Source organism: Pseudoalteromonas issachenkonii, from assembly GCF_002310795.1.
In the GTDB taxonomy this organism is placed as follows: Bacteria; Pseudomonadota; Gammaproteobacteria; order Enterobacterales; family Alteromonadaceae; genus Pseudoalteromonas; species Pseudoalteromonas tetraodonis.
The window spans coordinates 222,406-241,930 of sequence record NZ_CP011030.1 but is presented as its reverse complement, the minus strand read 5'-3'; the positions used below and the strand labels follow the sequence as shown (position 1 = coordinate 241,930).

Annotated in this window: 19 protein-coding genes; 9 read left to right on the top strand and 10 right to left on the bottom strand. The window is 41.3% G+C overall.

Translation table 11 applies throughout. From position 1 onward, the window contains the following. Nucleotides 1-74: 74 nt before the first annotated feature. Nucleotides 75-1,205, top strand: coding sequence for a CsgG/HfaB family protein (locus PISS_RS01170; protein ID WP_013463841.1), 1,131 nt, complete (start codon nucleotides 75-77; stop codon nucleotides 1,203-1,205). Nucleotides 1,206-1,261: 56 nt separating this feature from the next. Here PISS_RS01170 and PISS_RS01165 read toward each other — a convergent pair whose 3' ends face one another. Beyond that, nucleotides 1,262-1,762, bottom strand: a complete 501-nt coding sequence (locus PISS_RS01165; RefSeq protein ID WP_013463840.1) for a hypothetical protein — start codon at nucleotides 1,760-1,762, stop codon at nucleotides 1,262-1,264. Further along, complete coding sequence (gene deoC, locus PISS_RS01160; protein WP_058154042.1) at nucleotides 1,746-2,498, bottom strand: deoxyribose-phosphate aldolase; 753 nt, start codon at nucleotides 2,496-2,498, stop codon at nucleotides 1,746-1,748. Before deoC ends, PISS_RS01165 begins: the two co-directional genes overlap by 17 nt. Nucleotides 2,499-2,762: 264 nt before the next feature. Between deoC and cysG the strand changes: the two genes are divergently transcribed. The 6 genes from cysG to cysQ are packed head-to-tail and all read left to right on the top strand — an operon-like array spanning nucleotide 2,763 to nucleotide 9,717. After that, entirely contained in the window at nucleotides 2,763-4,184 is a 1,422-nt protein-coding gene (gene cysG / locus PISS_RS01155; RefSeq protein ID WP_058154040.1) for a siroheme synthase CysG, read from the top strand. A gap of 43 nt (nucleotides 4,185-4,227) precedes the next feature. Beyond that, entirely contained in the window at nucleotides 4,228-5,127 is a 900-nt protein-coding gene (cysD, locus tag PISS_RS01150; RefSeq protein WP_013463837.1) for a sulfate adenylyltransferase subunit CysD, read from the top strand. Further along, entirely contained in the window at nucleotides 5,127-6,551 is a 1,425-nt protein-coding gene (gene cysN, locus PISS_RS01145; protein ID WP_013463836.1) for a sulfate adenylyltransferase subunit CysN, read from the top strand. The genes cysD and cysN overlap by 1 nt, the downstream gene beginning before the upstream one ends. A 34-nt stretch (nucleotides 6,552-6,585) precedes the next feature. Further along, nucleotides 6,586-8,310 (top strand): SLC13 family permease, encoded by a 1,725-nt coding sequence (locus PISS_RS01140; RefSeq protein WP_058154038.1) that lies wholly within the window; start codon nucleotides 6,586-6,588, stop codon nucleotides 8,308-8,310. Nucleotides 8,311-8,343: 33 nt separating this feature from the next. Next, on the top strand, nucleotides 8,344-8,937 hold the full coding sequence (cysC, locus tag PISS_RS01135) for an adenylyl-sulfate kinase (protein ID WP_013463834.1): 594 nt from the start codon (nucleotides 8,344-8,346) through the stop codon (nucleotides 8,935-8,937). Between the two features lie 9 nt (nucleotides 8,938-8,946). Continuing rightward, on the top strand, nucleotides 8,947-9,717 hold the full coding sequence (gene cysQ, locus PISS_RS01130; RefSeq protein ID WP_058154037.1) for a 3'(2'),5'-bisphosphate nucleotidase CysQ: 771 nt from the start codon (nucleotides 8,947-8,949) through the stop codon (nucleotides 9,715-9,717). A gap of 271 nt (nucleotides 9,718-9,988) precedes the next feature. On the opposite strand, the gene PISS_RS01125 is transcribed toward cysQ, so the two are convergent. The 3 genes from PISS_RS01125 to PISS_RS01115 all read right to left on the bottom strand — a co-directional run bounded on the left by PISS_RS01125 (nucleotide 9,989) and on the right by PISS_RS01115 (nucleotide 11,840). Continuing rightward, complete coding sequence (locus tag PISS_RS01125) at nucleotides 9,989-10,270, bottom strand: hypothetical protein (RefSeq protein WP_033103600.1); 282 nt, start codon at nucleotides 10,268-10,270, stop codon at nucleotides 9,989-9,991. 118 nt (nucleotides 10,271-10,388) lie between these two features. Next, nucleotides 10,389-10,751 (bottom strand): hypothetical protein, encoded by a 363-nt coding sequence (locus tag PISS_RS01120; protein WP_033103601.1) that lies wholly within the window; start codon nucleotides 10,749-10,751, stop codon nucleotides 10,389-10,391. A gap of 291 nt (nucleotides 10,752-11,042) precedes the next feature. Continuing rightward, entirely contained in the window at nucleotides 11,043-11,840 is a 798-nt protein-coding gene (locus PISS_RS01115; RefSeq protein ID WP_008468816.1) for an alpha/beta fold hydrolase, read from the bottom strand. A 477-nt stretch (nucleotides 11,841-12,317) separates the two neighbouring features. Here PISS_RS01115 and PISS_RS01110 point away from each other — a divergent pair, with 477 nt between their 5' ends. Together PISS_RS01110 and PISS_RS01105 are read left to right on the top strand one after the other, a co-directional pair. Beyond that, on the top strand, nucleotides 12,318-13,589 hold the full coding sequence (locus PISS_RS01110; protein WP_058154035.1) for an aromatic amino acid transport family protein: 1,272 nt from the start codon (nucleotides 12,318-12,320) through the stop codon (nucleotides 13,587-13,589). A 128-nt stretch (nucleotides 13,590-13,717) separates the two neighbouring features. Next, complete coding sequence (locus PISS_RS01105) at nucleotides 13,718-15,055, top strand: M24 family metallopeptidase (RefSeq protein WP_058154033.1); 1,338 nt, start codon at nucleotides 13,718-13,720, stop codon at nucleotides 15,053-15,055. A gap of 63 nt (nucleotides 15,056-15,118) precedes the next feature. Here the strand turns inward: PISS_RS01105 and speD are convergent, their stop codons facing one another. The 5 genes from speD to astA all read right to left on the bottom strand — a co-directional run bounded on the left by speD (nucleotide 15,119) and on the right by astA (nucleotide 19,505). Next, on the bottom strand, nucleotides 15,119-15,931 hold the full coding sequence (speD, locus tag PISS_RS01100; protein WP_013463831.1) for an adenosylmethionine decarboxylase: 813 nt from the start codon (nucleotides 15,929-15,931) through the stop codon (nucleotides 15,119-15,121). 87 nt (nucleotides 15,932-16,018) lie between these two features. After that, nucleotides 16,019-16,432 carry an OsmC family protein gene (locus PISS_RS01095; protein WP_013463830.1) on the bottom strand — a complete coding sequence of 138 codons (414 nt, stop codon included), beginning with the start codon at nucleotides 16,430-16,432 and terminating at the stop codon, nucleotides 16,019-16,021. A gap of 95 nt (nucleotides 16,433-16,527) precedes the next feature. Beyond that, complete coding sequence (locus PISS_RS01090) at nucleotides 16,528-16,866, bottom strand: DUF3802 family protein (protein ID WP_013463829.1); 339 nt, start codon at nucleotides 16,864-16,866, stop codon at nucleotides 16,528-16,530. Nucleotides 16,867-17,003: 137 nt separating this feature from the next. Then, nucleotides 17,004-18,473 carry a succinylglutamate-semialdehyde dehydrogenase gene (astD, locus tag PISS_RS01085; protein WP_024602227.1) on the bottom strand — a complete coding sequence of 490 codons (1,470 nt, stop codon included), beginning with the start codon at nucleotides 18,471-18,473 and terminating at the stop codon, nucleotides 17,004-17,006. A 15-nt stretch (nucleotides 18,474-18,488) separates the two neighbouring features. Continuing rightward, on the bottom strand, nucleotides 18,489-19,505 hold the full coding sequence (gene astA, locus PISS_RS01080; protein WP_058154031.1) for an arginine N-succinyltransferase: 1,017 nt from the start codon (nucleotides 19,503-19,505) through the stop codon (nucleotides 18,489-18,491). Nucleotides 19,506-19,525 lie beyond the last annotated feature (20 nt).

The window sequence follows — 19,525 nt, the reverse complement described above, 5'->3', positions numbered from 1 at the left end:
AAATTAACCTTAATTAGCCATTGCTAAAAAAATAACTACAAATGTAATTAAGCACATAAATTAAGGAAAATCCTATGCTCTCATCCATACAAAAAACGCTACTAGCTACAGCATTAATAACCAGCTTAAGCGCATGCCAAAGCACCTCAACAAACGTTACTTCAAATCAAAACTCGCCTGACATTAATGAAGTAAGCAAACAGCAATACAATGGCCCTAAAGCACGTATCGCCGTGGCGCGTTTCACTGATAAGTCGAATAACTCTAGATGGTGGCGAAAAGAAATTGGTGAAGGTATGGCAGATCAACTTACCACCGCACTTGTTGGCACTAATCGCTTTATTGTATTGGAGCGCCAAGCACTAGACGCTGTACTTTCAGAGCAAGATTTAGCTGTATCAGGCAGAGTGAGTGCACAATCGGGTGCTGCGTATGGCGAAATTGAAGGCGCTGAGATTGTCGTCGTTGCAGCGGTTACTGAATTTGATGATGACAGTTCAGGGGCAAGTGTTGGTTCAGGCGGCTTTATTGGTGATGTGTTTAGTTCTGTTTCAGCTGGCTTTTCTGGATCGCACATGGCTATTGATTTACGCTTAATTGATACGCGCACTTCACGTATTCTGGCCGCTACTAGCGTTGAGGGTGGTAGCAAAGATTTTGATTTTACCAGCGCAGCGACTAATTTTGGTGGCGCACTCGTTGGAGGAAGCCTTAGTGGTTGGTCAGACACTCCAAAAGAAAAGGCACTACGAGAAGTAATAATTAAAGCCGTTGAATTTTTAGAAACTAAAATTCCAGATACCTACTATCGTTATAACCAAAACAACACGCTTGCAGCAGGCTATACAGCGCCACCGCCGCCAAAAGTAACTAGTAAAAAAGCAGCACCTGCTGCCGTCGCTGTCGATGTGCCGAATCATAGAATGCCACATTACGAAAAAATGGACTTGGCTATGTCTCGTATGAACTTGGTTTGCTTAGGGTATTTAAAAAACCAACCTAATTATGAAGAGTTTGAAACTGAAGACGTTAAGTACGACCGTCAAACTGTATTAGCACTGCGCGAGTATCAACAAGAGAAGAGCTTGAAAGTAACGGGCCTTGCCGATGAAACAACAAAGAAATCTTTAGATGACTCAAAATGTTTAGCAAAAACTCAACAGTCAGGGCTAGAAAGCTTAGGCAACATGTTTAAGTTTAACTAATCAGCACCTTTGATTTTTAATTAAGCAATAAAAAAGCGGCTACTCTATAGCCGCTTTTAATCTACTCGTAATAACTCACCGCGATAAAAATCACACAGTAACCATATTTGTTCAAATTGATGGGTATTTGGAAAACATACTTTTTTGACTGCCGCTTCAAAGTCGCTCTTATGCCAAATAGTACTAGCGTTACGAATTAACAACCACGTACGCTTTGAATAATAACGCTTAGTCGCTTTTTGTTTTAATAAGCGCTCCAACGCTGATTGCAACCGGTGTTCGCTTGGTTGTTGCGCCATGTCGGCTAAATCACGCTGCATTTGTATCGACAGTGGCCGGCCTAACACGGCCATGGCTTCCGTTTCACTGGCGTATAAATGCGCCACTTCTATATCGAGCTGCTGATTTTCTTGATAACAGCTTACATCGGGTCTATTTGGTTCATTGTGCCAAATATGGCGCATATGAATTCCCGTTTGCTGCTCATAACATCGCAAAAACAACTTGGCCGCATCGTGCTCTAACTGTTGTTTTTCGGCATCACTGCTGCGCTTCATTCAACACCTTATAAACGTCATTTAACAGCGATGAAGCGCCAAACCTAAATGTATCTGGTGCTAAATAATCATGCCCCATAATCTCGGTTGCTAGTTGCAAATAAGCATTTGCATCTACTGCGGTCTTGACTCCACCAGCCGCCTTAAAACCAACTCGCTTTGATGACTTTTTGATGGCTTTAAGCATTATTTCAGTCGCTTCAAGCGTGGCATTCACCGCTACTTTTCCTGTACTGGTTTTTACAAAATCAGCTCCGCCTTGGATGGCAAGTTCGGTTGCTTGAGTAATAAATGCTGCCGTTTTTAGCTCGCCAGTTTCAATGATCACTTTGAGCTTAGCACGGCTGCCACATACCTTTTTACTCTCACTCACGTATTCCAGCACGGTATCTGCTTCACCTTTTAAAAGCGCTTTATAAGGAATAACTAGGTCAATTTCATCGGCCCCCCGCTCTATGGCTATCAGGGTTTCATTGAGTACTTCATTGAGTGGCGCATCACCAGAGGGAAAGTTAGTTACGGTGGCCACTTTTACATGGCTCAATAAGCGATTAGCAAGTGCTATTTTAGCGTCATCAACAAATTCACTAAACACACAAAGCGCAGCAGGCGTGCCTAGCTTAGGGTTTATACTGTTTACTAATGCGTTAATACTGGCTTGACTATCATCAGTGTTTAAACTGGTTAAGTCCATTAAGCTAACGGCTAGCGTGGCGTTTTGAGTATTGTTTGTCATTTTATGCCTATGAAATTGTGTGACCTTAAACTATATAAGAGCATCATAGCTTAAACTTGCTATAGCTCATAACCAAACACTATAAGCGCGTTTTCTATACTAAATGTCACTCTACCCCTTACTAAATACGATTTAGACCTAAAAAACATGATTCATATAACTTTTAAGAATATCAACTAAGATTTAATTATTTTTTACTTATCAATAGCCACTATATTCTGCTTCTCAGTTAAACACTTTATTATTTTTTAGGGGCGTTATTCAGTGCAATATTTACCTATCTTTACCAAACTCGACAACAAACCCGTATTGGTTGTTGGCGGTGGAGAGGTTGCCTTGCGAAAATGCCGTGCGTTTTTAAAAGCACGTGCCGATGTAACGCTAGTTGCCCCTTGGTTTTGCGAAGAATTAAAAGAACATGCGCATAATAATGAAGTAACATTAATTGATGCCTATTTTGAAGAGTCGCATCTTGATGGCAAAATTTTGATTATTGCCGCCACCGACAACGATGAAGTAAACAACACCGTATTTGAACTCGCCAATGCGCGTAATATGTTTGTGAACGTGGTGGATGATCAACCTAAATGTACCTTTATTTTCCCCTCTATTGTTGATCGCAACCCAATTACCATTGCGATTTCAAGTGCGGGTACCGCGCCGGTTTTAGCAAGACGTTTACGTGAAAAGCTCGAAACACTTATTCCCCAGCATATCGGCCCACTCGCTAACTTGGTCGGTGGCTTTCGCCATAAAGTAAAGCAACGCTTTAAACATTTTGCTGATCGTCGCCAATTTTGGGAAGGCGTGTTTGATTCATCAGTAGTAAGCAAAGTCCAAACCGGTGATACCCATGGCGCTGAGCAACAACTAGAGCAAATGCTAGATGCCAAAGTTGAACCAGAAGGCGAAGTATACGTAGTCGGTGCAGGCCCAGGCGATCCAGAGCTACTCACACTAAAAGCGCTGCAACTAATGCAACAAGCCGATGTGGTGGTATATGATTACTTGGTATCCGATGAGATCATGGAATTAGTGCGTCGCGATGCCGATTTAATCTGTGTGGGTAAGCGCTTAGGCGATCACAGCGTAGCTCAAGAAGATACAAATAAGATGTTGGTTGATTTAGCACAACAAGGTAAAAAAGTGTGCCGAATTAAAGGGGGCGACCCATTTATTTATGGCCGTGGTGGCGAAGAAGTCCAAGTACTGGCAGCCAATAACGTAAATTACCAAATAGTGCCAGGTATAACGGCAGCCGCGGGATGTAGTGCCTACGCAGGTATTCCTTTAACGCATCGCGACCATGCTCAGGCTATTCAGTTTGTTACCGGACACTGCAAAAAAGAAGGACAAGAACTTAATTGGCAGTCGCTTGCACAAAAAAACCAAACACTGGCTATTTATATGGGGGTAATTAAATCGCCGCATATTCAAGCCGAGCTATTAAAACATGGGCGAGCAGCAACAACACCAGTGGCCATAATTGAAAACGGCACACGCAAAAATCAACGTGTTGTCACAGGACAGTTAGACCAATTAGCACAGCTCATTGAGCAGCATCAAATTATTTCACCCGCTTTACTGATTATTGGTGAAGTAGCTTCGCTGCATCAAGAATTACACTGGTTTGGCGAAAAAGCACAGATCAGTAGCTTTGCTCAACCGCTGACAGACGTGGCGTAGTTTAACAGATTTTAATTTAATCATTTTAGTAGGACGACCAACAATGGCTTTAACTCACCTTCAGCAACTTGAAGCTGAAAGTATCAAAATCATGCGCGAAGTCGCCGCTGAGTTTGAGAACCCAGTTATGCTTTACTCAATCGGTAAAGACTCATCGGTACTTTTGCACTTAGCTCGTAAAGCATTTTACCCTGCAAAAATTCCGTTTCCGTTATTACACGTAGACACCAACTGGAAGTTTCGTGAAATGATTGAGTTTCGCGACCGTTTAGCCAAAGAGTATGGCTTTGATTTAATTGTACACAAAAACCCTGAAGGCATCGAAATGGGTGTAGGCCCATTCACCCATGGTTCGGGTAAACATACCGATATCATGAAAACTCAAGGCTTAAAGCAAGCGCTGAATAAGTACGGTTTTGATGCAGCATTTGGTGGCGCACGCCGTGATGAAGAAAAATCACGGGCTAAAGAGCGCGTGTATTCATTTCGTGATAAACACCATCGCTGGGATCCTAAAAACCAACGTCCTGAGCTTTGGAATACCTATAACAGCCAAGTGAATCCAGGTGAGAGTATTCGAGTATTCCCACTATCTAACTGGACTGAACTAGATATTTGGCAATACATTTATCAAGAAAATATCGAAATGGTGCCACTGTACCTTGCTAAAGAGCGCCCTGTAGTAGAACGCGACGGTACCTTAATCATGGTAGATGACGATCGCATGCCGCTTAATGAAGGTGAAGTACCGCAAATGAAGTCGGTTCGCTTTAGAACCTTAGGCTGTTATCCACTCACTGGCGCGGTTGAATCAACGGCAAGCAGCCTAACAGAAATTATTGAAGAAATGTTGCTATCGTCGTCATCTGAACGTGAAGGTCGGGTGATTGATCATGATTCAGCAGGCTCTATGGAGAAGAAAAAACGTGAGGGGTATTTCTAATGTCTAACCTAAATAACGATACATTTAACGAAGTAAAAGAAATTGGTATAGACGCTTACCTAGCACGTCAACAAGATAAAAGCTTATTACGTATGCTAACGTGTGGCAGTGTGGATGACGGTAAATCAACCCTAATTGGACGCCTACTGCACGATAGTCACCAAATTTATGAAGATCAGCTAGCTGCACTTCATAAAGATAACGAAAAAGTAGGTAATGCCGGTGAAGAACTTGATTTAGCATTGTTAGTTGATGGCCTACAAGCTGAGCGTGAGCAAGGCATAACAATTGACGTAGCGTACCGTTATTTCTCAACCGCTAAGCGTAAGTTTATTATTGCCGACACCCCTGGGCATGAGCAGTACACCCGTAACATGGTAACGGGTGCATCAACCAGTGATGTTGCCATTATTTTAGTGGATGCACGTTATGGTGTGCAGGTACAAACTAAGCGCCATAGCTTTATTTGTGACTCATTAGGCATTAAACAGTTTGTGGTTGCGGTTAACAAAATGGATATTGTTGATTTTGACGAAACCGTTTATGAAAAAATTAAAGCCGATTATTTAAAATTTGCCGAGCAACTTAACGTATCAAACATTAAGTTTGTGCCTATGTCGGCGCTTAAAGGCGATAATGTAGTAACTCGCTCTGCACACACTCCTTATTACACCGACAAACCATTGCTTGAGCTGTTAGAAGACTCTCCGGCAGCTGAAATCGACACTGGTTTTGAAGCGCGCCTTCCGGTGCAGTATGTGGTTCGCCCTAATTTAAACTTCCGTGGTTTTCAAGGCACGCTGACCTCAGGTAAATTACGCGTTGGCGATGAGATAAAAGTACTGCCTTCAGGTAAAACATCTAACATTAAAGAGATTGTGACTTTTGATGGCAACCTCGACACCGCCGAAGCAGGCCAAGCAATCACGGTTACTCTTAATACTGAAATAGATATTAGCCGAGGGGACGTTATTGTGCCTGCGAATTCGCAAGCTCAAGTAACCAACCAATTACAGGCTAAAATTGTGTGGATGCACGAATCGCCATTAGTACTAGGTAAAAGCTATAACCTAAAACTAGGCAGCAAAAACACCTCGGCCATGGTCACAAAAATAGACCACACTATTGATGTAAACACCCTAGAGCATGGCAGCGCAGATTCATTACAATTAAACGAAATTGCGATTGTGACACTCGAGCTCACCGAGACTATTTTAGCGGATCAGTACCATCACAATCATGAAACAGGTTCGTTTATTCTTATTGACCGTTTATCAAACTTAACGGTTGCAGCAGGAATGATAGAACAGGTACTACAACGTGAAGAAAATGCGGGTAAATTTAGCGACTTTGAAGTTGAGTTTAATGCCCTCGTACGCAAGCACTTTCCACATTGGCAAGCGCTTGATATTTCAAAGCTATAACGTTTAATAACCGCCTGTTAGGAATATTTAAAGCATGGTAGAACAGCTCATTTTAACAGGCATTATGTTGCTTTTAGTCGGGTGCCTATTTGGCACCCGTATTAACCCTGCGTGGTTATTTGTCAGTGCCATAGGCACCAGCTACCTAACTGGGCTCATTGACTTAGAAAACATGCTGGTTAATTATACTAACCCATCATTAATTACCTTAGTGTTATTAATTTTAGTGTCGATAGCGATAGAAAAAACCACGCTTATTCAACGCTTAGCTAAATCGTTATCCAGTGGCAGTTTAGTTAAATCAGTGACCAAGCTTGGGCTTTCTACAGCGTTTTTGTCTTCCTTTACTAACAATACCGCGGTGGTTGCCTCCTTAATTACCGCCATAAAAGATAACCCAAACCACTCCCCTTCAAAGCTGTTGCTACCCTTGTCGTACACCGCAATTTTAGGCGGCACTATTACACTCATCGGTACCTCTACTAACTTAATCGTAAATGGCTTTGCAGTAGATGCGGGGATGGCGCCATTAGGCTTTTTTGATTTTACCTTAGTGGGTTTAGGCGCACTCAGTGTGGGCTTAATCACTATTTTAGTTATGCTAAAATGCCTGCCCGACAACGGTAAAAATAGCCAAGAAGTGGTGCCTTTTTATTTAGAAGGGAAAGTACAAACCGGCTCTAAACTAATAAACCGCACCGTAGAAGAAAACGGTTTACGCGATTTAAAAGACTTGTTTTTGGCTGAAATTATTCGCGATGGCAATCGCATTTGCGCCGTGACCCCCCAACATATTATTCAACAAGACGACATACTGCTGTTTGTAGGCGATATAAAGTCGGTACCTTTGCTCACTCGCTTTGACGGCTTAAAAGTGGTGCACGACAAACACGAAAAAGACATAGAACACCTCGTTGAAGTTGTCGTTAGTCAGTCGTCTAAATTAATTGGCAAAACGGTAAAAGAAGCCCGCTTTAGAGAGCAATTTCATGCGGCCGTTATTGCTATTCGCCGTGGACATGACCGCTTACAAGGCGGGCTTGGGCAAGTGCGCTTACAAGCGGGTGATTCATTAATCCTCGCCCCTGGTAAAAGCTTTTATGACTTAACTAACTTAAAGCGCGAATTTGTGTATATTTCAGGGCTTGATTTACAAACCCACCTCGGTGCAAAACAATCAAACATTGTATTGTTAAGTTTTGCAGGTGTGCTGGGGTTAAGTATTTTAGGTGCAGTACCGCTGGTTAAAGGCTTATTAGTGTTACTTATTGGGCTGATGTTGTGTAGCACGATTAAGCTAAGCGAAATAAAACGCCGCTTTCCTATTGAGTTACTTGCCGTAGTAGGCAGTGCCATAGGTTTAGCTAAGCTGATGATAGGCACCGGCCTTGCTGGGCAAATATCAGACGCCATGTTTGTAGTGCTAGGCGACTTTGGCCCTTATGGCGCGTTTATCGCTATATTTTTAATGACGGTGTTATTTACCGAATTGATCACTAATAACGCCGCAGCGGCACTGTCGTTTCCGGTTGCCTACTCATTGGCTATTGGCTTTAACGTAGAACCTTTGCCGTTTATTATGGCGGTTGCATTTGGCGCCTCAGCCAGCTTTATTTCACCTTTTGGTTATCAAACTAACTTAATGGTTTATAGCGCGGGTAACTACCGACTAAAAGACTATGTAATGATGGGGTTACCACTTTCTATTATTTATTCAATTACCGTACTAACTTTGATCCCGCTGGTATTTCCGTTTTAATGCCCGCGCTTATAGCATAAAGAGACACAGCAAATGGATAACAATATTGTTTGGCATAATTACGCTACCACTAAAGTACAGCGCAGCGAACAAAAAAAGCATAAGAGCGCTATTATATGGTTTACTGGTTTTTCTGGCTCAGGTAAAAGCACCGTTGCGAATGCTTTAGAAGCGGCACTCAATCAGCAAGGCGCGCACACGTACCTACTTGATGGCGACAATGTACGCCATGGTTTATGTAAAGATTTAGGCTTTAGCGATGCCGATCGCGTTGAAAATATCCGCCGCGTAGGCGAAACCGCCAAGCTAATGGTTGACGCTGGTTTGTTAGTCCTTACTGCGTTTATATCTCCTTTTAAAGCCGAGCGCGACATGGTTCGTGAATTAGTAGATGAGGGTGAATTTATCGAAGTTTTTATCGACACCCCTCTTGAGGTGTGCGAAAGCCGCGATCCAAAAGGCTTATATAAAAAGGCGCGCGCCGGTGAAATTAAACACTTTACTGGGATTGATTCAACTTACCAGCCGCCGGTTAATCCTGAAATAATTTTAGATACCAGTAAAAACACCCTAGACCAATCGGTAGCTCAGCTGATAACGTATCTAAAACATCAGCATATACTATAGGCCCATGTAATGAACCAGACTGAACTGCTAGAAGAAACCCTTATTCTCGCCCGCAAAGCGGGAAGCGCGATTATGGGTATTTACAATAAAGACTTTAACGTTGAGTACAAAGCCGATGAAAGCCCTGTAACCGACGCCGACTTAGCAGCTCATAAAATCATTAGTGCAGGACTAAAAGAGCTCACCTCCGATATTCCTGTGCTTAGTGAAGAAAGTGCCGATATTGGTTGGGATGTACGCCAAACATGGAAAAGCTACTGGCTGGTTGACCCAATCGATGGCACCAAAGAATTTATAAAAAAGAACGGCGAGTTTACCGTTAATATTGCTCTAATCGAAAATGGCAAACCGGTTTTAGCCGTGGTTGATGCCCCTGCACTGGGTGTATCTTATTTAGCCGCCGAAGCCATTGGTGCTTTTAAAGATAAAGGCGATGAGCGCATCGAGCTTAAAGTGACCACCAAGCCTAACAAAGGCCTTATTCGTGTTGTAGGTAGCCGCTCGCACCCTTCCCCTGATTTAGCTGAATTTGTACAACGCTTTGATGAGGTTGAAATGGTGTCAAAAGGCAGCTCACTGAAGCTGTGTTTAGTCGCCGAAGGCAGCGCCGACATATACCCGCGCTTAGGCCCAACTTGTGAATGGGATACCGGAGCAGGCCACGCCATCGCTGAAATAGCCGGCGCTAAAGTCACTCAACTTGATGGCAGCCCGCTTTTGTACAACACCAAAGATGAGTATTTGAATCCATTTTTTGTGGTATCAGCACTCGAAGAATAAGAACTGTTTCAATATATACCTACGAGCTGCGGGCTGCGGGCTACGGGCTTAGAGTCGCGAGCAGCTCTATGGCAATTTAAACACCGTAGGTTGGGTTGAGTGGAACGAAACCCAACAAGTACCCGTTAACCATCCTCGCTATTTCGCACTAAACAAGAACTTGTCCACGAATGATAAAGTGCACTAAAACACAGCAAAGTTATGAACATACCAAGTGATAATATAACCTTTTCTATTAGGGTTTGTTCAGGCTTTTGGTCAAGTATGCTTTTTAAGAGATAAAGAAAGTAAAATAGGTACACGCACCGATACCTATAATCAGCATAAAGAGCCGCTTTATTAAATTACCTTCAGTAGGAGAAATTTCCTCACCGGTATATGGTGCATAAATACTTCTTTTTAATATAAATGCATAGATATATCTATAACAAAAGAAAAATACAAACACGCAAAACAACAACTTTTCTACTGACTCAAAACCTATGAAAAAAGTAGCTCCTAACATAAACCATACTATGCCGAATAATATAACAATGGCTTTCTTTTTATCCATACTGACTGCCTTTATTTTTTCTTTAAGTTCTTTATTTATAAACCTTAATTAGCGTTTTAGTTAACATATTTGGACGTGTTGTAGCCAGTGAAAATATAAATAAAGTTTTTAACCTTTATTAAATTGCGTTGTTAGCGATGGAATTTATAGTCGGTAACCCTAATTTTTTAGTTATCGCTGCAAATTGAGCTTTAGTGTATGGTCCATAAACAAACTCGTTGTGTTCAGCAAACTTGTTATCTTTGGCTTTATCAATATAGTAAAAAGCACAAGTTTTATGCGGACAAGCATAAGCCGAAGTATATTGTTCGTTAGATTTAATATTTATTGGTTCATCGAGTCGCCCAATATATGCGCCCTGACCAAGGCTGAAACCTAACCTTTTGGTACCGTCAATGTAATACACTTTATAAGGTTGCTCCTCCCAAATTGGAGAGCACCCACTAAGAAGTAATGATATTAAAACTAAGAATGTTCTCACACACTTCCCCGCATTCTAGTAACTTGCTCAAATTACACCCTTATAGTTCACATGAGCGCGTTCTTATTTTGTAAACATCTATTAGTAACAAACTGTGTAAGTGATTGCCAATTATAAAATTATATTAATCGAGGTATTTTACTATGTGTAAAAGAGTGTGGCATGAAGCAATACAGTGTTTTTAGCTTAAGGATAAAGGCAAAAGAATGACCGTTTCCAATCAACAAGTGATGGCTATTATACGTTTTTAAGACTTGCCATTGATTAAACGCTATTTAAAAGCGACAACCTTTATCGATTTTGTTGGGCTATAAAAGCAAGCGAGTGTTGATTAAATAAGTCAGGGCGTTCTACGTTACAAACATGGCCGCAATGGTGAATGGTTTGCAATACGCTATTTTTATGGCGCTTAACCATTTCTTTAACCGGGCCAAGGAACATATGATCTTCTTTACCCATAATGTAAAGAATGGGTATATCAATGTCTTTTTCTTTGAAATACTGCATTAAAGGATTTACGTCCATGGCTAATTTAAACCATTTTATAAACTCTTTTTGGCACAAGCGTTTTGCTTCACGAACAAACAAAAGTCGAGACTCTTTATGACGCTTTTTCGGCATCATAATAAAAGCAAATAAACGATACAGCCACATGTAAGGCAACAAGTGTTTAAAGGTATTGCCTAAATAAACCAAGGTATTACTACGAGTGTTAAAACGAGTAACCGCTCCACCTAGCACCATGCTAGAAACATATTGCGGGGCGATTTCTGCAATATTTCGAATAAGAATTGTGCCCAATGAAATACCAACAAAGTGTGCGCTGGTGATATTGTTATGATCTAACACATCAATAATGTCTTTAGAAACATTATTAAATGAGTAATTATTATCTACAAAGTTTTGTAATAGATCATTAGATTTACCGTGACCACGAAGATCAAGCAACAACACATTATATTCTTTTTTATAAGCTTTAAGCTGACGAAACCAGATTGCCGAACTACCCCCTGCGCCATGGACAAATACTACCCATGTTTTACTGGTTTCGTGCACAAAAATAGTATGGAAAAGAATGTCTTTGCTCATTGCAATTAGCGGCCTATTTACTTCATTTGGCTTATTGAATTGTAGAAAGTATAACGGAGTTTAGAAAAAATCTCTTATGAAGTTCCGATTAATGGCTTCAATATTACAGGATAAAACCCGTTTTGAGTTATTAGCTATCAATTAACTGGCCAAGAAAGTGAGCAAGTACTCTCAATTCTCATAAGTACACTTATCAATCATTCACTGAGTTAATCTATACCAAGTACACATTGACTTGAAAATAACTTTTCAGATTGTATGTCCCGCCTTTCACACCAATCATGCTGATTATTCACGCATTTCGCGGCATATTCCTGCACTAATTGCGCAGCTTTTAAACACTGTTTCATATTCGTGACAGTCAGTAACTAATACGCTACAACAAATTTATATCCAAGACATAAAAACACATGAAATGAGTGCCTAAAAACTATATTCTTCGGCGCAATTATTATGATAAATAATGGATACACACACATGACAACATCTCAAGGTGCAACGCTTTCAAATGCACCAACGCAAGACGCACACACGTCTAAATCAAAATGGAACCTGCATGATACGCAGTGGACACTCAGTCTTTTTGGCACCGCAGTAGGTGCCGGTATTTTATTTTTACCGATTAACATTGGTATTGGTGGCTTTTGGCCGCTGATTATTATGGCGTGTTTAGCCTTTCCGATGACCTTTTTAGCCCACCGTGGCTTGGCGCGGTTTGTATTATCGTCAAAAAATAAAGAGGCTGATTTTACCGATGTGGTAGAAGAGCACTTTGGCGTAAATGCGGGTCGACTGATCTCCTTGTTATACTTTTTATCAATTTTTCCTATTTTGCTTATTTACGGTGTGGGTTTAACCAATACGGTAGACAGCTTTATGGTCAATCAGCTAGGGATGGAGTCGCCGTCACGCGTTGCGTTATCGGGTATCTTAGTTGCGCTGATGATTGGCTTAATGATGGGCGGTGAACGCTTAATGCTGCGCGCCTTTGCTATTTTAGTGTATCCGTTAGTGGGTATATTATTCTTTTTATCGCTGTATTTAATCCCAAGCTGGCAAATGCCGGATACAAGTTTGCCTGAGCTAGGCAGCTTTAGTAAAACACTTTGGTTATCAATTCCTATTATTGTATTTTCGTTTAGCCATGCAGCGGCTATTTCAAGCTTTGTTAATAAACAACGCAGCCACTACGGTGAACTAGCAACGTCTAAGTCAGAAGCGATTCTAAAACGTACTAGCTTATTACTGATCACCTTTGTTTTGTTATTTGTGTTCTCATGTGTGCTATCACTTACAGGTGAACAAATGGCAGAAGCCAAAGCGGCAAACGTTTCTGTTTTGTCTTACTTAGCTAATATTACGGAAAACTCATTCATTGCAACGCTGGGACCTTTGGTTGCCTTTATTGCTATTATGTCGTCGTTTTTAGGTCACTTTTTAGGGGCGCGCGAAAGCTTTACCGGATTAGTAACTAAACACTCAAGCATGAGCCCTAAAGTGGCTGACAAAGTGGGTGCGGTACTGATGTTTTTTGCTATTTGGTTCTGCGCGGTTAAAAACCCAAGCATACTAGATATGATGGATCAGTTATCGGGCCCAATCATTGCGATGATTTTATTCATTATGCCAATGATTGCGGTTTACAAAGTACCTAGCTTACAAAAATACCGTAACCGTTTAAGTACCTTATTTGTACTGGCGGTCGGTTCGTTAGCCGTTTGTGCGTTACTGTACAGCATGCTTAGCTAAACGTTTTGACTCTAAAAAGCCCAGTATTTTGCTGGGCTTTTTTGTGCCTGCGGTTTATCGCAAATGATTTTTTTATCGTATTGCTTGTGAGATGTTAGCTTATATATTCGCCTAAAAATAAGCCAACTATGCAAAACAATAAATGCGTTTTTTTATTAGCCTTTATACTCATACTTCTTAGCCCTGTAATTAAAGCCGCTGAGTCCCCGACTATTTTATCAATGAAAGACAGGGCCGCGTTTATCGATAGCATTACCGAAAAACGCATCAATACGTTATTACCCACATTAATGCAGCAACACAATATAGATATGTGGCTAATGATAAGCCGCGAATATAATGAAGATCCGATATTAAAAACCATGCTGCCAGCAACGTGGTTGTCGGCAAGACGCACCACCATTTTAGTGCTCGCACGCAATGCCTCAGGGGCTGTAGATGCTTTTGCTATTGCGCCTTATAAAATAGGGAATGTGTTTAAAAAGGCCTGGGACAAGCAAGCACAGCCCAATCAGTGGCGCGCACTTAATGAGCTAATTGAGCAATACCAACCACGAAATATTGCCCTTAATACATCAACAGACTGGGCTCATGCCGATGGCTTGGTACTGGGCGATTATAAACAATTAATGTCTACCCTACCTAAACCATATCAAAGCAAAATAATATCAGCCGAGCCGCTGGCTGTTTCATGGCTTGAACAACGTATTCCCGAAGAAGTAGATATGTATAAGCATATTGTATCTATTGCCCATCATATTATTGCTGAGGGATTCTCCAGTAATACCATTACGGTTGGAGAGACAACCAGCGACGACTTAGTATGGTGGTTTAGAGAGCGCGTAAGGGAGCTTAAACTGCAAACGTGGTTTCACCCAAGTATTGCAATACAACGCGCCGACAGTAAATCGTTCGACCACGAAGACAGTTTTACCAATGGCTATGCCGACAATGTTATTCAAGCTGGCGATTTACTGCATGTTGATTTTGGTATTACGTATTTACGCCTAAATACCGACACTCAACAACATGCGTATGTTTTAAAACCAGGCGAGACAAAAGCCCCAGATTACCTTGTTGATGCGTTAAAAAAGGGTAATAAGCTACAGGACATTTTTACGGCTGAATTTACAGCTGGTAAAACGGGTAATCAGGTATTAAAAGCCGCCCGCGAAAAAGCCATTGCACAAGGTTTAAAACCCACTATTTATACGCACCCGCTTGGCTATCATGGCCATGCAGCTGGCACGACACTAGGCATGTGGGATTCACAGCAAGGTGTGCCGGGTGATGGCGATTACCCACTGCATTTAAATACCGCTTATTCTATTGAGCTTAACAATGCGGTGTTTATAAAGCCGTGGAATAAAGAAATAAGAATAATGCTAGAAGAAGACGCCCTATTTGATAAAACCGGTGTGTGGTATCTAAATGGCCGACAAACCGAGTTATTACTGATTAAGTAGCATTAAACAACACATACAAAAATGGCGCTCAGTGAGCGCCATTTTTTATTTAATGCGTTGCTATTATTCTGTATCTGGCAGATTACGACCATAGAATATTTCTTGCATTTCACGTGTTAGTTTTGAGCGAATCTCTTCTTCTTCGTCATCTGACAAATCATCAGTAGATAAACCAAATAAATACGTATTTAAGTCGGTTTCTTTTAACATCATTTTGGTATGAAACAGGTTTTCTTGATACACGTTCACGTCCATCATTTGGTACGCTTCTTTAGTATCTTCTGTCATGAAGTTTTGAATCGAGTTAATTGCATGGTCAATGTAATGTTTAACGCCGTTAATATCGCGGGTAAAGCCACGTACACGGTAGTCAATTGTAACCACATCTGACTCAAGGCTATGGATTAAGAAGTTTAACGCTTTAAGTGGCGAAATAATGCCACAGGTTGATACTTCAATATCAGCACGGAAAGTACAAATACCATCATCAGGGTGTGCTTCAGGGTACGTGTGAACACAAATGTGGCTTTTATCAAGGTGTGCAACCACTGAGTCAGGTAACGGCCCTGGTGCTTCGTCAGCATCATAATTTTGCTGCTCTTCTACCGGCTCTTCTGAAACCAAAATAGTTACGCTGGCACCTTGTGGCTCGTAATCTTGACGTGCAATATTTAAAATATTGGCACCAATAATATCAACCACATCACCTAAAATGTCGGTTAGTCTATCTGCACTATACTGCTCATCGATATATTCTATATATTCTTTACGTTGTTGCTCTGTTTTTGCATAGCAAATATCGTAAATACTAAAGCTTAGGCTTTTAGTTAAATTATTAAAGCCATGAAGTTTAAGTTTATCGAAGGGTTTGTTCATATAAACCAACCTATAAATTAGTGAAATCTGCACCTGCAGAATGAAAAGTTCGCGGATTTTATACGAATTTTACTCACGGAAAAAGCGTTATTTTCCCTGATCTTGAACAACTTCATGGCTGTGGGTAATTTCTACTGTTTTATCAAGCATTAATGCAACTGAACAATACTTTTCTGCCGAAAGCGAAACCGCTCTTTCTAGGTGTTTTTCAGACACATTATTACCGGTTACAACAAAGTGTAAATTAATTTTGGTGAACACGCGCGGGGCTGTTTCTGCTCGTTCAGCGGTTAACTGCACATCTACTGATGAGAACTCTTGCTTAGTTTTTTTTAAAATACTCACCACATCAACCGATGAACAACCACCAACCGACATCAATACCATTTCCATTGGACTAGGTGCGGCTCCGTCACTGCCCGCATCAAACACGACATTATGATTGCTGTTAGAGCGACCGATGTAAGTATTACCTTCAACCCATTTTACATTTGCTTGCACTGTTTTATCTCAATAATTTATATTCATTACACGCAGACACTCGCGCGCATTTAAAATTAAATAGCGAATAAAGCGTGGTTTTAAAGGGGGAAATATTAACTAATAGCGTTATCAAATAAGTTTTTGACTAGCCCTGCAAACTCATCAATAAAAGCATGCTGTTCGACTGTGACGGTGTGAGAAGTCACACTGCTGAGTACTTCTTGTAAGTCGTAAACAATGCCATCAACTTCGCGTACAATTTGACTACGCTGCTCTGTAGATAGATCGGGGTGTTGTTGACAAATGCGTATGACATTTTCGGCAATTACATCTTCAATTAACTCAATAACCGTTGGTGCACCTGGCTTTATTTCACCTGGTTTTTCAAACAACGCTAAGTTCTGAGTTAGGTACATTATTAAGTCATCGTACCCTTGCCTGTTTAAAACCATTGTCTACTTACCTCAAAAATACTGGTTGCTTAATTTAAGCAGAAAGCACTGATAATTGCTAGCTTTGTGAGATTGCAGTACAAAAAAAGCAGCCGAAGCTGCTTTTTTAGTGATTTATTACTAGTTTAAAAAATCGATTAATCGATTTTTAAACCTGGGCTTAGTGTTGCTGGCATGGTTACTTTTTCAAGTTCCACAGACGCAACAGGGTATGCACAGTAGTCAGCGGCATAATAAGCGCTTGCTCTGTGGTTACCTGAGGCACCAATACCGCCAAACGGCGCTGCACTTGATGCACCGGTAATAGGACGGTTCCAGTTAACAATACCCGCACGGATACGACGTAAGAAATGATCGTAGTCAGCTTGGTTATCACTGAGTAAGCCTGCTGATAAACCAAAGCTCGTGTCGTTTGCTTTATCAATTGCTTGGTCAAAGTCATCAAAACGGAATACTTTTAGAAGCGGACCAAAATGCTCTTCATCTGGGAAGTCATTGATATTTGTACACTCAATAATACCCGGTGTAACAAAACCAGTGTTTGCTGTGTGCTCAAGTTCAACCAGCACTTCGCCACCCATGGCCTTTAACTCATCTTGTGCTTTAACCATTCCAGCGGCAGCGGCCGTTGAAATCATAGAGCCCATAAATGGTTGGTCAGCATCGTCGTAATTACCAACTTTGATTGCTTTAGTGGCTGTAATTAGGCGCGCTAAAATTTCATCGCCTTTAGCACCTGTTGGTAAAAACAATTTACGCGCACACGTACAGCGTTGGCCGCTTGAGATAAACGCAGATTGCACAATATCGTGCACAACAGCAAGCGTATCTTCTGCATCTTTAACGATTAGCGGATTATTACCACCCATTTCAAGCGCTAAAATCTTACCTGGTTGACCTGCGAACTGCTCATGTAAAATATGACCCGTACGAGAAGAACCTGTAAAGAATAAACCATCAATGCCTTTGTGTGACGCCAGTGCTTTACCTGTTTCAACTTCACCTTGTACAAGGTTAATAACCCCTGCTGGTAAACCGGCTTTTTCCCATAGTTTAAGGGTTAGCTCAGCCACCATAGGTGTTAGTTCAGAGGGTTTAAATACCACGGTATTACCAGCTAAAAGTGCAGGTACAATGTGGCCATTTGGTAAATGCCCAGGGAAGTTATAAGGACCAAATACAGCAACAACACCGTGTGGCTTATGGCGGATCATCGCACGGCCTTGCGGCATCGCGTTTTCAACGTCGCCGGTACGCTCTAAAAATGCTTTTTCAGCAATGGCAATTTTTCCGACCATGGCACCCGCTTCAGTACGCGTTTCCCAAAGTGGCTTACCTGTTTCTTGAGCTATTGCCACAGCCAACTCTTCGCTATGCTCTTTTAACGTTGCAGCAAAGGTTTTTACAATTTCTAAGCGCTGCGCAAAGCTTTTATCAGCCCAGCTATAAAATGCTTCACGCGCAGAGGCTACGGCGCTATCTACTTGCTCAGCGCTTGCAGCTGATGCCTGCCAAATAACATCGTTATTTGCAGGGTTAACTGAGTTAAATTCGGTGCCTTGGCCTGGTGACCATTGACCATTAATAAATTGTGCAGGATGAGTCATATACTTTCTCCTAAATTAAACTGGGGTAGCAGTAACAAAATCGCCCGATTTCAAATGTAATGCATCAGCAAGTTCTTGCGTAAGCACTAGGCTGTTTGATCGCGAATCAAATGTCATAGGAACAATGGTTGCTCTAAAATCTTCAAGCTTGTCATTGGCTAACAACACCATGGTATCGCCTGTCATTTCGCCAATTTCAACACTAAAGTTTTGTGCATTACGAATTGTCGCAATGTTATCTACTTTTGCTTCAACGGTTGGGCCCGCATCAAAAATGTCAACGTAACCATTAAAAGTAAAACCTTCACTTTTTAATAGTTGAATTGCAGGGCGCGTATTGTCATGCACTTGACCTATAACCGCTTGCGCGTCTTTACTCAATAAGTTGACGTAAATTGGGTATTTAGGCATAAGCTCAGCAATAAATACTTTTTGCCCTATTCCCGTCAGATAATCTGCCGTTGGGAAGTCCATAGAGAAAAAGTGCTCTTCAAGCCACTGCCAAAATGGGCTACTACCGTTTTCGTCAGATACACCGCGCATTTCTGCAATAACGGTTTGTGCAAAGCGTTGTTGATGCTGTTTTATAAACATAAAACGTGCTTTTGAAAGCAGCTTACCGTTACAATTTTTACGATAGCCGTTTTTTAAAAACAGTGTGCACAGCTCTGTCGCCCCAGTGTAGTCATTACAAAGGGTGAGAATATCTACCGCTTTATACACATCTAGCGTGCGCGAAGAGTGAATCACTTTACTCAAATGATAATGATAAAATGCGTCATCTAAGCCAACTGCGGCTTCAATACCTGAAGTACCGACTACTTCACCAGTTTCAGTATCTTCAAGAACAAATAAGTAACCCTCATCACCTGGTTGTGATGTCGTTTTTGTAAATGAGTTAACTGAATGCGCTATCTTCTTTTGTAATAACTCTTCATTATTAGGCAAAGAAGTAAAGCCATGTCCCGACTCGTCGGCGATGGTTACTAAAGCTGCATAATCACTTTTTTGGATTGGGCGAAGGATCATCATGAATCCGCTTACTCCCTTAT